The 14,577-nt window shown below is 70.2% G+C and carries 16 protein-coding genes and 1 tRNA gene; 8 read left to right on the forward strand and 9 right to left on the reverse strand.

The window, feature by feature from the left end:
• Positions 1 to 2 precede the first annotated feature (2 nt).
• The 3 genes from V8J39_RS14835 to V8J39_RS14845 all read left to right on the forward strand — a co-directional run bounded on the left by V8J39_RS14835 (position 3) and on the right by V8J39_RS14845 (position 2,299).
• Positions 3 to 1,607, forward strand: a complete 1,605-nt coding sequence (locus V8J39_RS14835; RefSeq protein ID WP_336461711.1) for a DHA2 family efflux MFS transporter permease subunit — start codon at positions 3 to 5, stop codon at positions 1,605 to 1,607.
• A 112-nt stretch (positions 1,608 to 1,719) separates the two neighbouring features.
• Entirely contained in the window at positions 1,720 to 2,055 is a 336-nt protein-coding gene (locus V8J39_RS14840; protein ID WP_336461712.1) for a TIGR02300 family protein, read from the forward strand.
• 168 nt (positions 2,056 to 2,223) lie between these two features.
• Positions 2,224 to 2,299 (forward strand) — tRNA-Ala (locus V8J39_RS14845).
• 422 nt (positions 2,300 to 2,721) lie between these two features.
• Here V8J39_RS14845 and V8J39_RS14850 read toward each other — a convergent pair.
• The gene (locus V8J39_RS14850; RefSeq protein WP_336461713.1) at positions 2,722 to 3,657 is read right to left on the reverse strand and encodes an MYG1 family protein; all 936 of its coding nucleotides are present in this window, start codon (positions 3,655 to 3,657) and stop codon (positions 2,722 to 2,724) included.
• A gap of 288 nt (positions 3,658 to 3,945) precedes the next feature.
• Here V8J39_RS14850 and V8J39_RS14855 point away from each other — a divergent pair, with 288 nt between their 5' ends.
• Positions 3,946 to 5,523: an MHYT domain-containing protein gene (locus tag V8J39_RS14855; protein WP_336461714.1), complete on the forward strand. Its 1,578-nt coding sequence runs from the start codon at positions 3,946 to 3,948 to the stop codon at positions 5,521 to 5,523.
• Positions 5,524 to 5,563: 40 nt separating this feature from the next.
• Here the strand turns inward: V8J39_RS14855 and V8J39_RS14860 are convergent, their stop codons facing one another.
• Both V8J39_RS14860 and nth read right to left on the reverse strand, forming a co-directional pair.
• Entirely contained in the window at positions 5,564 to 6,550 is a 987-nt protein-coding gene (locus tag V8J39_RS14860) for an adenosine kinase (RefSeq protein WP_336461715.1), read from the reverse strand.
• Positions 6,547 to 7,191: an endonuclease III gene (gene nth, locus V8J39_RS14865; protein ID WP_336461716.1), complete on the reverse strand. Its 645-nt coding sequence runs from the start codon at positions 7,189 to 7,191 to the stop codon at positions 6,547 to 6,549. Before nth ends, V8J39_RS14860 begins: the two co-directional genes overlap by 4 nt.
• A gap of 111 nt (positions 7,192 to 7,302) precedes the next feature.
• On the opposite strand from nth, the gene V8J39_RS14870 reads away from it, so the two are divergent.
• From V8J39_RS14870 to V8J39_RS14880, 3 genes are all read left to right on the forward strand, one after another.
• Entirely contained in the window at positions 7,303 to 8,199 is an 897-nt protein-coding gene (locus tag V8J39_RS14870; RefSeq protein ID WP_442902598.1) for a methylated-DNA--[protein]-cysteine S-methyltransferase, read from the forward strand.
• 326 nt (positions 8,200 to 8,525) lie between these two features.
• Complete coding sequence (locus V8J39_RS14875) at positions 8,526 to 9,185, forward strand: OmpA family protein (RefSeq protein ID WP_336461717.1); 660 nt, start codon at positions 8,526 to 8,528, stop codon at positions 9,183 to 9,185.
• Between the two features lie 157 nt (positions 9,186 to 9,342).
• Positions 9,343 to 10,110, forward strand: coding sequence for a FadR/GntR family transcriptional regulator (locus V8J39_RS14880; protein ID WP_336461718.1), 768 nt, complete (start codon positions 9,343 to 9,345; stop codon positions 10,108 to 10,110).
• Between the two features lie 161 nt (positions 10,111 to 10,271).
• Here V8J39_RS14880 and V8J39_RS14885 read toward each other — a convergent pair whose 3' ends face one another.
• From V8J39_RS14885 to V8J39_RS14905, 5 genes are all read right to left on the reverse strand, one after another.
• The gene (locus V8J39_RS14885; RefSeq protein WP_336461719.1) at positions 10,272 to 10,826 is read right to left on the reverse strand and encodes a F0F1 ATP synthase subunit B; all 555 of its coding nucleotides are present in this window, start codon (positions 10,824 to 10,826) and stop codon (positions 10,272 to 10,274) included.
• Between the two features lie 3 nt (positions 10,827 to 10,829).
• Entirely contained in the window at positions 10,830 to 11,384 is a 555-nt protein-coding gene (locus tag V8J39_RS14890; RefSeq protein WP_336461720.1) for a F0F1 ATP synthase subunit B', read from the reverse strand.
• Between the two features lie 96 nt (positions 11,385 to 11,480).
• On the reverse strand, positions 11,481 to 11,714 hold the full coding sequence (locus V8J39_RS14895) for a F0F1 ATP synthase subunit C (RefSeq protein WP_066809443.1): 234 nt from the start codon (positions 11,712 to 11,714) through the stop codon (positions 11,481 to 11,483).
• A gap of 56 nt (positions 11,715 to 11,770) precedes the next feature.
• Entirely contained in the window at positions 11,771 to 12,523 is a 753-nt protein-coding gene (locus V8J39_RS14900; RefSeq protein ID WP_336461721.1) for a F0F1 ATP synthase subunit A, read from the reverse strand.
• A 3-nt stretch (positions 12,524 to 12,526) separates the two neighbouring features.
• Positions 12,527 to 12,859: an AtpZ/AtpI family protein gene (locus V8J39_RS14905; protein ID WP_336461722.1), complete on the reverse strand. Its 333-nt coding sequence runs from the start codon at positions 12,857 to 12,859 to the stop codon at positions 12,527 to 12,529.
• 234 nt (positions 12,860 to 13,093) lie between these two features.
• Here V8J39_RS14905 and V8J39_RS14910 point away from each other — a divergent pair, with 234 nt between their 5' ends.
• Entirely contained in the window at positions 13,094 to 13,516 is a 423-nt protein-coding gene (locus tag V8J39_RS14910; RefSeq protein ID WP_336461905.1) for an ArsR/SmtB family transcription factor, read from the forward strand.
• A 47-nt stretch (positions 13,517 to 13,563) separates the two neighbouring features.
• Here V8J39_RS14910 and V8J39_RS14915 read toward each other — a convergent pair whose 3' ends face one another.
• Positions 13,564 to 14,481 (reverse strand): LysR family transcriptional regulator, encoded by a 918-nt coding sequence (locus tag V8J39_RS14915; RefSeq protein WP_336461723.1) that lies wholly within the window; start codon positions 14,479 to 14,481, stop codon positions 13,564 to 13,566.
• Between the last annotated feature and the right edge of the window lie 96 nt (positions 14,482 to 14,577).

Genomic DNA, 14,577 nt, shown 5'->3' on the forward strand with positions numbered 1-14,577 from the left:
CCATGACCTCGGCCACCGCACCGGCACAGGCCTCCTCGGCGCCGGCGGCGCCCGCGGCGGCGGCCGACGACGCCTTCACCGGGCGCCGCGCCTTCGCCTTCCTGATCATGGTGTTCGGGATGTTCATGGCGATCCTCGACATCCAGATCGTCTCGGCCTCGCTGGCCGAGATCCAGGCCGGCCTCGGCGCCGGCCCCGACGAGATCAGCTGGGTCCAGACCTCGTACCTGATCGCCGAGGTGGTGATGATCCCGCTCTCGGGCTTCCTCGCGCGGATGATGTCGACGCGGATCCTGTTCACGCTGGCGGCGGCGGGATTCACCCTCTCCTCGCTGGCCTGCGCCGGCTCCAGCTCGATCGGCGAGATGATCCTGTGGCGCGGCCTGCAGGGCTTCCTCGGGGGCGGCATGATCCCCTCGGTCTTCGCCGCCGCCTTCACCATCATCCCCCCGGCGCGGCGCAACATCGTCTCGCCGATGATCGGGCTCGTGGCGACGCTGGCGCCGACCGTTGGGCCGACCGTCGGCGGCTATCTCAGCCACGCCTTCTCGTGGCACTGGCTGTTTCTCGTCAACGTGATCCCGGGCATCGGCGTCACCGTCGGGGCCTTCCTGCTGATCGACTTCGACCGCCCGAACTGGAAACTGTTCGACCGCTTCGACTGGTGGGGCCTGCTCGCGCTCGCGGCCTTCCTCGGCGGCATGGAATACGTGCTCGAGGAAGGGCCCTCGAACGACTGGTTCGCCGACGAGGCGGTGGCGATCCTGGCCGTGGTCATGGTGGTGGGCGGCATCGTCAGCTTCTGGCGCGCGCTCACCCGCGACGAGCCGATCGTCGACCTGTCGGCCTATCGCGACACCAACTTCACCGTCGGCTCGGTCTTCAGCTTCGTCATGGGGATCGGGCTTTACGGGCTGACCTATCTCTATCCGCTCTACCTCGGGCGGGTGCGCGGCTACGACAGCCTGATGATCGGCGAGACGGTCTTCGTCTCGGGCCTTGCCATGTTCATCATGGCGCCGATCGCGGGGTTCCTGTCCTCGAAGCTCGACCTGCGGGTGATGCTGATGGGCGGCTTCCTGCTGTTCGCCGCCTCGACCTGGATGCTCACCGGGCTGACCGACCAGTGGGACTTCGGCGAACTGCTGCTGCCGCAGGTGCTGCGGGGCATGGCGCTGATGACCTGCATGGTCCCGATCAACAACCTCGCGCTGGGCACGCTCACGCCCGACAAGATGAAGGGCGGCTCGGGGCTCTACAACCTGACGCGCAACCTCGGCGGCGCTGTCGGCCTCGCCATCATCAACCAGCTGCTGAGCGACCGGCAGGCGCTGCACTACGACCGGCTGGCCGAGTCGGTCAGCTGGTCCAACCCCGAGGCGGTGTCGCAGCTGTCGGCGATGGGCGCGAACCTCGCGGCGAACGGCATCACCGATGACCGCGCGGCGCTCGCGCAGATGGTGGGGAAGGTGACCGGGCAGGCGATGGTGATGTCGTTCATCGACGTCTTCTTCCTGATCGCGCTGCTGTTCGCGGGCCTTTCGGTGACCGCGCTGGCGATGCGCAAACCCGCCCCCCGCGGCGGCGGCGGCGGCGGCGGGCACTGACCCGCGCCCCCGCGAAACCTGCCGGAAACCGGCCCCGAAAGGCTTTGACACCCCAGTGTCGTTGTGGCACTGGGCATCGACTCTGAACCCAAGACAGACTGAGAGGACGAGCATGCCCAAGGAAGAATGGGGCACGAAGCGCCTTTGCCCGCATTGCGGCAGCCGCTTCTACGACCTGCAGCGCGACCCGATGACCTGCCCCGAATGCGGCCACGGCTTCACCGCCGACAGCCTCGTGGCCAGCCGCGGCCGCTCGATGATCGCCGACACCAAGACCGCGGCGCGCACCACCGCCGAGCCGGATATCGACGATCTGGGCAACGACGATTCGATCGATGACGATTCGAACGACGTCGATCTGGACGACGATCTGCTGGAAGAGGACGACGACGAGAACGTCTCGCTCGACGACCTGGCCGACGTCTCGGGCGACGAGGACGAGAGCTGATCCGGCCCGTCCGGGGTTGCCGCAAGGGCAGCTGAATTTATCGTCGGGCGGGTCGAAATTCGCTCTTGCGCCCGCCCGACGATCCCCTTAGACAGCGCTCCACGGACGGCGCGGCGGCAACGCCAGACGGTCCGGACCCGGGGTCGGAAACGACCCACACCAGATAGTGGGGCCATAGCTCAGCTGGGAGAGCGCTTGCATGGCATGCAAGAGGTCAGGAGTTCGATCCTCCTTGGCTCCACCAATCTTCCCAACGAACAGAATAAGATAGCGTCGCTGATCTCGTCCGGGACATCGCGCCTGACGCGTTGGCGGCGGCTGTCGTCGCCTTCTGATCCCGTGCCGCGCTGACGCCGGATCCGACCCCTCGGCCCCGCGCCTCCCCGGGCCGGACCTCAAGCCGGCGGCCTCGCCCGGCACCCCGATCCTCTGCGATGTGCAAGGCGCCGTCGGCCTTCGTCCTGCCGATGGTTTGCCCCATCGCCAGACCCGGCAGCCGAGGCCCTCGCGATGCGTCCACCCGGCCGCTCCCGAGGCCAGGCGCGCCGCCGGACGGACCGGACGTGATGGAATTGGCCGGACGCGGCATGCGATCGCCGGGCCCTGCCCGGCCACGCCCCCCCGGCACCGGCGCGACTGCCGGCGTTGCGGGGGCGGGCGCGGGGATCAGCCCGCGACGCCGGCCTCGGCCTCGGCCACCGCGATCGCGGCCATCCGCAGCGCGGCCTCGCGCGTCGCGGCCACCGCGATGAAGCGCGCGTTGTGGCAGAAGCGCGCGCCCTCGACCCCCGAGGCCGCCTCGAGCGCGGCATCGGTCAGCCCGGCCCAGCGGGCCGGCAGGTCGGCGCGCAGGGCAAAGCCCTCCTCGGCCTGGCGGATGCCGGTGATCGACCAGTCGGTCTCGCGCGGGGCGACCACGAACAGCAGGTGGTCCGCCCCCTCGCGCACCACCGCCGAGCGGAACGGCATCCCCATCGGCAGCTCGAGCACCCGCCCCGCCCCCGCCGCCGCGATCGCCGCCACCACCATGCCGTCGGCGCGCCACTTCGCCGCCCGCCGCGCGACCGCGGCCTCTAGAAACGCCCGCGCCACCGCCAGCGCCCCCTCGAAGGCGCGGTCCTCGGCCCCGTCCTCGCGCGCGTCGAACACGGGCTTGAGGCTTTCCAGCAGCGCCGGCAGCACCAGCTCGGCCAGCTCGGGCCCCGCCGCCGCGGGGCTGAGCGCGCCATTGTCCACCAGGTCGATCGGCCGCACGAAGCCGCGGTCGACCGATTCGTGGATCACCTCGAGATCCCGCTCGGGCACCGCCAGCGCCCGCAGGTAGTCGCGGCCGAACGCGCCCCAGACCAGCCCGAACGAACTGAGCGGGGTGCCGTCCTCGCGCTTGGGCGGGTTCGGCTGGTGATGGTCGAAGATGCCCCGGGCCGGGTCATGGTCGCGACCGACGTCGTAGATGATGCGATCGGCGCCCGGGGTGATCCAGTCGTTCGCCCGGCTGCGCACCAGCCGCGCCCCGGGATGCAGCCGGGTCAGCACGACCGAGGACAGAAGCTCGTCGGCATGGAAGCCGCCGTTGTGGGTCACGAGATAGTCGATGGTCACGGGGCGGGGATCCTTGCTGGAAGCCGCCCGGCGCGAGGGGCGGGCGGCGGGGAGGGGGCGGAGGGGCGGGCCGCGGCCGCGGCGTCGCGCGCAGACATGCCACAGAAGCCGCGGGCTGTGAACCGCGCCGCGACGGCGCCGCACAACCGCAGGGGCGCCGGAACCGCCACCCACAGCCGAAAGATGAATTGTTTGCACACCATAGTTAATGCCCGGTTCTGCCGCAGGTTCGCCACGGTTTCCACCGAGATAACAAAGACAAAGCCGCCTCCCTGAAGGATCACGCCCTTGTTGAATGTTCTCTCGTGCATTTCGGTTCAGCACGACCCCAGCCTGGTCGTGATCGCGGCTTTGCTCTGCGCGTTCGGCAGCTGGGCGATGTCGCGGCTCTATCGCCACGCGCGCCACCGCGGCCCCGGGCAGTCGGCCCTGTGGTACCTGATGACCGCCACGACCGCCGGCGTGTCGATCTGGTGCACCCATTTCGTCGCGATGCTCGGCTTCCAGCCGCAGGTGCCGGTCAGCTTCGATCTCGCGCTCACGGTGATCTCGCTGGTGGTCGCCATCGTCGGCAGCGCCGTCGCCATCGCCTTCGCGGCCACGGTGCGGCTGCGCTTCGCGCCCGCCATCGGCGGCGCGCTGCTCGGCCTCGCGATCTCGGGCATGCACTACTCGGGCATGATCGCCTACCGCGTGCAGGGCCTCGTGTCCTGGGACCACGGCTATCTCGTCACCTCGATCCTGCTGGCCGCCGGCTTCTCGGCGCTCGCGATGACTTTCGGCAGCCGCGACGACCGCCGGTCCGAACTGTGGATGGCGCTGTCGCTGACGCTGGGCATCGTCGGGCTGCACTTCACCGGGATGACCGCGTTCCGCGTCGCGCCGCTGGCCCTTCCCGGCGACTATTCGAACCCCGCCGCCTTCAAGATGCTGGCGCTGGCCATTGCCGGGATCGCGGCGCTGGTGGTGATGGGCGGGCTCTTCGCCTATGCGGTCGAGATCCGGACCCGGATGGAAAGCATCACCGAGCTGACGGCGGCGCGCAACGCCGCCGAGGCCGCCAGCCGCGCCAAGTCCGAGTTCATGAGCGTGCTGAGCCACGAGCTGCGCACGCCGCTGACCATCGTGCTGGGCTATGCCGGGATCATGACCGGGCTGAAGCAGCGCCATGCCGCGGCCGCGCGCCTGCCCGACGAGACGCTCGACCTGCACCTGCGGCAGATGGGCGACCAGGCCGAACTGTACGGCCAGAAGATCACCCAGGCCGCGAACAACCTGCTGGCGCTGATCAACCAGATCCTCGACTACACGAACATGGAGCTGGGCGACTCGCGGCTGTCGCGCGCGCCCTTCGCGCTGGCCGACCTGCTCGCCGATGCCGACGCGCGGTTCCGGCCGCTCGCGCTGGCGCGCGGCATGCGCATCACCGTCGAGGCCGACGCGACCTGGGCCCATGCCGACCGCGGCCGCTGCGACCAGGTGCTCGCGAACCTGATCGACAACGCGCTGAAGTTCTCGAAGGCCGACACGCTGGTGCTGCGCGCCCGCCGCACCGACACCGGCCTCGCGATCGAGGTCGAGGACAATGGCCGCGGCATCGCCGAGGCGGATCTCGAACGAATCTTCCTCGCCTTCCAGCAGCTCGAGAATGCCGACAACCGCCACGAGGGCGGCACCGGGCTGGGGCTGGCGATCTGCCGCAAGATCGCGCTGGCCCATGGCGGCGAGCTGACGGTCACCAGCCGCCCCGGGGCGGGCGCACGCTTCACGCTGAGCCTGCCGCAGGACGCGGTGGCAGCCCCGCAGGACGCCGCCGGGTCCGAGGCCCCCGCCACCCCGCTGCCGCAGCTGCGCCTGGCCGGCTGAACCGCCGGCGCGCCCGGTCCCCCGGGCGCGTGGCCCTGCGTTACAGCAGGCCCTCGGCGCGGAACATCGCCTGCACGTCGCCGGTCGGGCGGGCGCCGAAATGGCCGATCACCTCGGCCGCCATCACGCAGCCCATCCGCCCCGCGGTCGCCAGGTCGCGCCCGGTCGCCAGCCCGAACAGGAACCCGGCCGCGAACTGATCGCCGGCCCCGGTCGCGTCGACCGGCACCACGGTGCGCACCGGCACCTCGATCCGCTCGTCGCCGGCGATGATCACCACCGCCTCGCCCGAGCGGGTGCACACGACCAGCGGGCAGTCGGCGCGCGCCTTGGCCAGCGCCTCCTCCAGATCCTCGGTCTCGTAAAGCGCGCACCATTCCAGCCGGTTGCCGATGACATAGTCCAGCTCGGACTGGATCAGCCGCAGGAAGTCGACCCGATGGCGGTTGACGCAGAACGGGTCCGACAGCGCGATGCCGGCCTTGCCGCCGCCCGCCTTGGTCGCGCGCGCGGCCTTCAGGAACGCTTCCTTGCCCTTGTCCTTGTCGAAGAGATAGCCCTCGAGGAACAGCACCTCGGCCGCGCCCGTCACCGTCTCGCTCACGTCCTCGGGGCCAAGCTCCGCCGAGATCCCGAGATAGGTGTTCATCGACCGCTCGCCGTCGGGCGTGACGAAGATCATCGAGCGCGAGGTCGGCAGCTCGCCCCCCGTCACCGGCGGGTTGGGGAAGCTGCCGCCCAGGCCCTCGGCATAGCCGCGCCCCAGCGCGTCGTCGCGCACCCGGCCGATGAACGCGGTCGCGGCCCCCAGCGCCGCCGCCCCCGCCACCGTGTTGCCGACCGAGCCGCCCGGCGCCTCGACCCGCTCGCGCATCGCGGCATACAGCAGCTCGGCCCGCTCGCGCTCGACCAGCTGCATGATCCCCTTCTCGATCCCCATGTGGTCAAGGAAGTGGTCGTCGCACTGGGTCAGCACGTCGACGATGGCATTGCCGATGCCGACGATCTGGTAGCGTTGGTCAGTCAAAAGCTTTTCTCCTCGAAGGGGCAGAGGGTCTCGATCGGGCAGATCCCGCAGCGGGGCTTGCGCGCCTGGCAGATGTAGCGGCCGTGCAGGATCAGCCAGTGGTGGGCATGCTGCTGGAATTCCGCGGGCACGTGATCCTCGATCGCGCGCTCGACCTGGTCGACATCCTTGCCCGGCGCGATGCCGGTGCGGTTGCCGACGCGGAAGATGTGGGTGTCGACGGCCTGGGCCGGGTGGCGGAACCACATGTTCAGCACCACGTTCGCCGTCTTGCGCCCCACCCCCGGCAGGCTGGTCAGCGCCGCGCGGGACGAAGGCACCTGCCCGCCGTACTGCTCGACCAGGATCCGCGACAGCCTGATCACGTTCTTGGCCTTCTGGCGGAACAGCCCGATCGTCTTGATGTGCTCGGTCACGCCCTCCTCGCCGAGGGCGAGCATCTTCTCGGGCGTGTCGGCCACCTCGAACAGCCGGCGCGTGGCCTTGTTGACGCCTGCATCCGTGGCCTGCGCCGAAAGCGCCACCGCCACGACCAGCGTGAAGGCGTTCACATGCTCGAGCTCGCCCTTGGGCTCGGGCTCGATCTCGCGGAACCGCGCGAAGATGCTGTGGATCGTGGGATAATCGAGCTGTCGTGCCATCGGCGCCAGCTATGCACCCCGGGCGCGGGCACGGCAAGGGCCGCGAAGCCGCAGCTTCCGGGTCGCCCCGCGCCCCGCGCCCGCCTAGGATGGCTGGCAAGGAGACCGCCGATGCCAGAGATCGCCCCCAAAACCACCCCCGCCACGGCCCCCGCCCCCGCCACGGCCCCCGAGGACCGCTACCACTACCGCGTCATCGCCCGCGCCCTGCGCCGGATGGAGGCGCCGGACGCCCCCGCCACGCTCGCCGCCCTCGCGGCCGAGCTCGGCCTCTCCGAGGCGCATTTCCAGCGCACCTTCTCGGCCTGGGTCGGGGTCTCGCCCAAGCGCTACCAGCAGTACCTGCGCCTCGGCCTCGCGCGCGAGCTGCTGGCGAACCGGCGCACCCTGCTCGACACCGCCGCCGAAACCGGCCTGTCGGGCACCGGCCGCCTGCACGACCTGTTCCTGCGCTGGGAAGCGATGAGCCCCGGCGACTTCGCCAGCGGCGCCGCCGGGCTGACGATCCGCTGGGGCCGGTTCGACACGCCCTTCGGCCCGGCGATCGCCATGGCCACGGCGCGCGGCCTCTGCGGGCTCGGCTTCGCGGCCGAGATAGGCGAGGCTGCGGCCTTCGACGACCTCGCCCGGCGCTGGCCCGCCGCCACCCTGACCGAGGATCCCGCCGCCCTCGCCCCCTGGATCGCCGCCGCCTTCGGCGCCGAAACGGGAACCGCGACCGAGATCCCGCTGCAGCTGGTCGGCACGCCGTTCCACGTCAAGGTCTGGGAGGCGCTGCTCGCCATTCCCTCGGGCCATGTCACCACCTACGGCGACATCGCCCGCGCCATCGGCCGCCCGACCGCCGGCCGCGCCGTCGGCGCCGCGGTCGGGCGCAACCCGATCGCCTGCCTGATCCCCTGCCACCGCGCGATCGCCGGCAGCGGCGCGCTCACCGGCTACCACTGGGGCCTGCCGGTCAAGCGCGCCATGCTCGCGCGCGAAGCCGCCCGCGCCGACGCCGCCTGAGCCGCCCCCTGCACCGCGGATCTCCGGCACCCGACCACGGCCCGGCTTTCGCATTGGCCCAAATATCCCGGGGGGCGCCGCAGGCGCGGGGGCAGCGCCCCCTCCCCGGCCAAAGCCCCCGCGCCGCATCCCGCCTGCGCCAAGGCTTCACCCAAGACCCCGCCCGAGCCCCGCCCAAGGCCCCGCCTGCGCCCGTGCCCCGCCCTCGCCGCAAGGTGATGCGCGAAATCCCGCCGCCGGGGCCCCCGGCCCTTCCCCGCAGCCCGTTCCATGCTAATCCTGCCAGCGTCCGGGTCCGTCGGACCACAGAAACGAGGCGGCAGAGCATGACACCGAAATTCACGATCCTCCTGGCCCTGGCCGGCGCGACCGCGCTCGCCGCCTGCCAGGCGACCCCCTATGGCTACACCAACACCCAGCCCAACAACACGCGCAACGGCGCCATCGCCGGCGCCGTGGTCGGCGGCCTGCTCGGCGCGACCGCCGACGGCGACGAACGCCTGACCAAGGCCGCCGCGGGCGCCGTGGTCGGCGGCGCGATCGGGGGCCTGGCCGGCAACTTCCTCGACCGCCAGGCGGCCGAGCTGCAAAGCTCGATCGGCGGCAACGGCACCACCGTGGTCAACAATGGCTCGAACCTCGTGGTGAACATGCCGCAGGACGTGCTGTTCTCGGTCGACTCGACCGCCGTCTCGTCGGGCGCCACCCAGAACCTCTACGAACTCGGCGCCTCGCTGAACCGCTACCCGAACTCGACCGTGCAGATCATCGGCCACACCGACTCGACCGGGTCGGATGCCTACAACATGGACCTGTCGCAGCGCCGCGCCTCGTCGGTGGCGCAGATCCTCGTGCAGTCGGGCGTCTCGGGCGCGCGCATCACCCCGATCGGCCGCGGCGAGAGCCAGCCGATCGCCACCAACGAGACCGACGCCGGGCGGGCGCAGAACCGCCGGGTGCAGATCGTCATCACGCCGACGGGCTGAGACCGCGCGATCGCGACCACCGGTGGACCGACTGGTGGACCCACTGGTGGACCCATTGGGGGGGGGCCGGGCCGCAACGCCCGGCCTTTCTCTTGCGCGACTCTCCGCGCGCGGTCATAAAACCCGACCAATACCGACTGAAAGCCGCCAGACACCCATGCCCTACCAGAAGGTCGACCCCGAGAAGCTGGCCCAGGCCGTGCAGCGCCAGATCGAGCGGCTGGTGCTGGAAGGCATCCTGCGCCCCGGCGAGCGGCTGCCGGCCGAGCGCGAGCTGGCCGAGCGGCTCGGCGTCTCGCGGCCCTCTCTGCGCGAGGCGCTGGCGGCGCTGGCCGAGGACGGCCTGATCGAGACGCGCCCCGGCGCGGGCGCCTATGTCGCCGACGTGCTGGGCTCGGCCTTCTCGCCGGCGCTGGTGCGGCTGTTCGCGCGCCACGACGCGGCGCTGTTCGACTATCTCGACTTCCGCCGCGATCTCGAGGGGATGACGGCGGCGCGGGCGGCCGAGAGCGGATCGGCCACCGACCTGTCGGTCATCGCCGCCGCCTTCGCCCGGATGGAGGCGCCCGGCCGCCGCTCGGCCGAGGAGGATGCCGCGATCGATGCGCAGTTCCACATGGCCATCGTCGAGGCGGCGCACAACGTGGTCATGCTGCACATGATGCGCTCGATGTACGACCTGCTGACGACGGGGGTGTTCTACAACCGCCAGATCATCTTCCGCCAGAAGCAGGCCCGGGCGACGCTGATGGACCAGCACCGCGCGATCAACACCGCGATCCAGGCCCGCGATCCGCTGGGCGCCCGCATCGCCGTCGAGACCCACATGGACTACGTGCGCGCCGCCCTCGAGGCGCATCGCCGCGCCGAGGCGCACGAGGTGGTCGCGCGGCTGCGGCTGGCGCACGAGGCCGAGAAGGACTGACCCCGGCAGAGGGCCGGGCGCGGAAGGGCGGGCGCGGAAGGGCGGGCAGGACCCGCGAAGACGCGGCCCGCAAAGGTCAAAGGGCCCCGCGGTGCGGAGCCCTTCGTCACTGTCCCAATCCTGTCGGTCGGCCGCCTCGTTCGCCGGGGGCCGTGATCCCGTCAGTGAAGCTTGGTCTCGACTTCGCCGATGGCGCTGTCGATCAGGGCCGACTTCTCGCCGGTGCCCATCTTCGTCGCGATGACCTCGCTCGCCGCGGCGACGGCCACGGCGACGGCGCGGTTGCGGACCTCTGCCACCGCGGCCTTCTCGGCCGAAGCGATCTGGCCCTCGGCCGCCGCGAGACGCCGCTCGATCGACTGCGCGAGATCCTGCTTGGCCTTCTCGGCCGCCGCCTGGGCTTCCTTCTTGGCGTTCGCCACGATCTGCTCGGACTGGGCGAGCATCTCCTTGTGCTTGCGCTCGTAGGAGGCCAGCACCGTCTGGGCTTCCTCGCGAAGCGCGCGCGCCTCGTCGAGTTCGCCCTTGATCGTCGCCGCCCGCTTGTCGAGCAGCTTGCCGACCATCGACGGCACCTTGAAGTACAGCAGCACCCCCACGAACACCAGGAAGGCGATCGTGACGATGAAGTCGGTGTTGTGCAGCGAGAAGAACGGGCCGGTGGCCGCCATCGCCGGGCTCGCGCTCAGCGCGAACAGAACCGTCAGTTTCCGCATCGCTCAGCCTTTCATCCGGGTCGAGACCGCCGCGTCGATCGCCGCCGCATCGGCCGGCGCCCCGAAGGACGCCACGATCTCGGCCGCCACGTCGCGCGCCACCTCGTTCACGGCCGCTTCCGCGCCGGCACGGATCTCGGTGATCCGGGCCTCGGACTCGGCGGTCCGGGCGGCGATTTCGGCATCGGCCTTGGCCAGCGCCTTGTCGAGATCCGCCTGGATGTCGGCCTTGGTCGCGGCGATGATCTTCGCCGCCTCGGCCTTGGCATCGGCCAGCGCCTTGGTATAGGCGGCCTCGGCCTCGCGGGCCTTCAGCTTCAGCTCTTCGGCCGTCGCGATGTCGTTGGTGATCACGCCGGCGCGTTCGGCCAGCACGCTGCCGATCCGCGGGATCGCCACGCGCGACAGCACGAGGTAGATCACGACCAGCGTGACCAGCAGCCAGAAGATCTGGTTCGGGAAGGTCTCGAACACCAGCTGGGGCATGCCCACGGCAGACCCGTGCGCATCGGTGCCCGGCAGCATGGCGGCCGCGTGACCCGCAGCTCCCTCTGTCATCGTTGCCATCTCGTTTCCCCCGGCCCTCAAGCGGGCCCGTCAAACTGTCGGGCAGGCACCTTTCGGCACCCGCCCGGCCATCCGTTCAGGAAGCGATCAGACTGCGAACAGCAGCAGCAGCGCGACGAGGAACGAGAAGATCCCGAGCGCTTCGGCGAAGGCCATGCCGATGAACAGCGTGGCGGTCTGCGAGGCAGCGGCCGAGGGGTTGCGCAGCGCGCCGGCGAGGTAGTTGCCCGCGACGTTGCCCACGCCCATTGCAGCGCCGGCCATGCCGATGCAGGCGAGGCCCGCGCCGAGGTACTGACCGAGTTGAGCGATGCCTTCCATGGGTATTCTCCTGGATTGAAAGGGTTGTGTTCGTGTCTCTGACTGCGGTCCGCGGCTCAGTGGCCGGGGTGCAGCGCGTCCTTGAGGTAGACGCAGGTGAGGATGGTGAAGACGTAGGCCTGGATCAGCGCGACCAGCACCTCGAGCCCGTACATCGCGGTGATCGCAAGCACCGAGACCGGCATGATCGCGGCGACGGCGGCGAAGCCCGCGAAGACCTTGATCACGGCGTGGCCGGCCATGACGTTGCCCGCAAGTCGGATCGAGTGGCTGACCGGGCGCACGAAGTACGAGATCAGCTCGATCACGGCCAGGATCGGGCGCAGCGCCAGCGGCGCCGAGGTCACCCAGAACAGGCCGAGGAAGTGGCTGCCGTTCTTGACGAAGCCCAGGATCGTCACGCCGAGGAAGACCAGGATCGCCAGCACCGCGGTGACCGCGATGTGCGAGGTGGTCGAGAAGCTCTTGGGCAGCAGGCCCAGGAAGTTGGCGAAGACGATGAAGCAGAACAGCGTCAGCACGTAGGGGAAGTACTTCAGCCCGTCCTTGCCGCAGATGTCTTCCAGCATCTTGTGGACCATGCCGAAGGTCAGCTCGGCGACCGACTGGCTGCGCGAGGGCACGATGGCCCGGCCGCGCGAACCGACGACCAGCACCAGCACGATCGCCAGCACCGTCAGGCCCATCCACAGCGTCACGTTCGTGGGCGTGTACCAATGGATCTCGTGGCCACCGAACAGCGGCTTGACCAGGAACTGGTCCATCGGGTGGAAGGCAAGGCCGGTGCCGGCTTCTGCTTCGTGCTCCACGTCCTACATCCCCTCATCGCGAGCAGCTTCCTGCTCGGCTTGACGTTTGTCCTGCATCTCGGCGGCGGTGCGAAGCATCGTCTTCACGCCGGCCGCGAGGCCCAGGAATACGAACAGCACCAGCAGGAACGGCAAGGTCCCGAAGACCAGGTCCAGCCCATATCCGATGCCGAAGCCGATCCCGAGACCCGAGACCAGCTCGATAACCATGCGCCAGGCCATGTTCGCCTGGCTGAAATGCTCGTCACCGCGGGTGCGCTTCTCGCGGCCGAGCTTCGTCTCGCGCAGCTTGGCCTCAAGACGCCTGAGCCGCTCGTGATCAGGATCTTCGGCCATGTTTTCGCCCCGTTCGACGGTCCCGGACTTCCTAGGGTTCACCAGCCAGTGAGTCAAGCAGGTTAGCGCCACCTTAAGGCGCGCACATCATACTGTAAAACAATGGAAATTCAGGCACCCGCGATGTCACGCACCGCGTGAGGCACCCCGGTTTCGTCGCGGCGCGGCGAAATCGCATATTCAACCGGGCGGTTGATTGTTGGCGCCGGGCGCCGGTAGATGGCGGGCATGGACATGGCCGAAGACGACCTCCCCCCGCCCCTGCCCCCTGCCGCCCCGGGCCGCGGGCCGGCGCGGCTCGACGTGGTGTTCGCGGCGCTGGCCGATCCGACGCGCCGCGCGATCCTGTCGATGCTTCTGGAAGACGACATGGCGGTGACAGACGTGGCCGAGCCCTTCGCGATGTCGCTCGCCGGGGTCTCGAAGCACCTCGCGATCCTCGCCGAGGCCGGGCTGATCAGCCAGGAAAAGCGCGGCCGGGTGAAATGGTGCAAGCTCGAACCGGAATCCCTGCGCGACGCCTCGGTCTGGATGCAGGGCTTCGGCCAGTTCGACCGGCTCGACCTCGACGCGTTCGAACGCTTCCTCGAGGCCGAACTCGAGGCGATCGGCGCCGATGCCGATGGCCCGGACCCCGAGCCGCCGCCGCTGCCCTGAACCTCCTCCTGAACCGCGCCCCGCCCCCAGACGTCCCGCGGGCGGGATCAGCCCGCGGCGGCGTGCTCGGGCTGGGTGCAGATCGCGGGCCAGTGCTTGGCCGCGGCCTTGATCGCGGTCAGGAAGGCCTGGACCTTGGTGGTGCGGTGCAGGTCGACATGGGTCACCAGCCACAGCGGCGACACCCAGTCCTCGCGCGGGCCCAGCACCTCGACGAAGCCGCGATGCGCCCGCCCCGAGGCGACCGGCAGGAAGCCCAGCCCCAGCCCCGCCTGCACCGCGTCCTCGACCGCCTCGCTGTCGTTGCAGCGATAGACGACCTGGTTGCGGGCGACGACGCCCGACAACCAGCGATAGAACGGCGCGCGCGAGGTGGGATTCTCGTGGCCGATGAACAGGTGCGTCGACAGGTCGGCATCGGTCTTGGGCGTGCCGTGCCGCGCCAGGTAATCCGGCGTCGCGTACAGCGCGACCTGATGCTCGTGCAGGCGCTGCACGACGTTGTCGGGCTCGGTCGGGGCCGAGCCGGCGCGGATCGCCACATGGGCCTCGCCGTATTCCAGCCGGAACACGCGCAGGTCGGTGACATAGCGCACGATCAGCTCGGGATGTTCGGCCATCAGGCCGGCGATGACCGGCGTCACCACCTTCGACAGCCCGGGGATCGAGGTGATGACCAGTTCGCCGGCCATCTCCGATCCGGCGCCGTTGATCCGCGCGGCCAGCTGGCCGAACTGGTCCTCGGTCGCCTGCGCCACCTTCAGCAGCTCCTGCCCGGCCTCGGTCGCGGTGTAGCCGCGCGCATGGCGCTGGAACAGCTTGGCGCCCAGCCGGGCCTCAAGTGCGTCGATGTGGCGGATCACGGTCGCATGGTGCACGCCCAGCACCTCGGCCGCGCCCGAGACCGTGCCGATCCGGGCCACCTGATAGGCGGTGCGGATCTCGTCCCAGTTCTGGAAGGACATTCTCTGTGCGCCTTTCAACATTGGCGGTGCGAGTATCTGTCTTGTGTGACGGAATGCAACGATGATCTTGTGCAGCACAGGTTTACGGGGCGGCCA

Source organism: Frigidibacter sp. MR17.24 (assembly GCF_037095655.1).
Taxonomy (GTDB): domain Bacteria; phylum Pseudomonadota; class Alphaproteobacteria; order Rhodobacterales; family Rhodobacteraceae; genus Frigidibacter.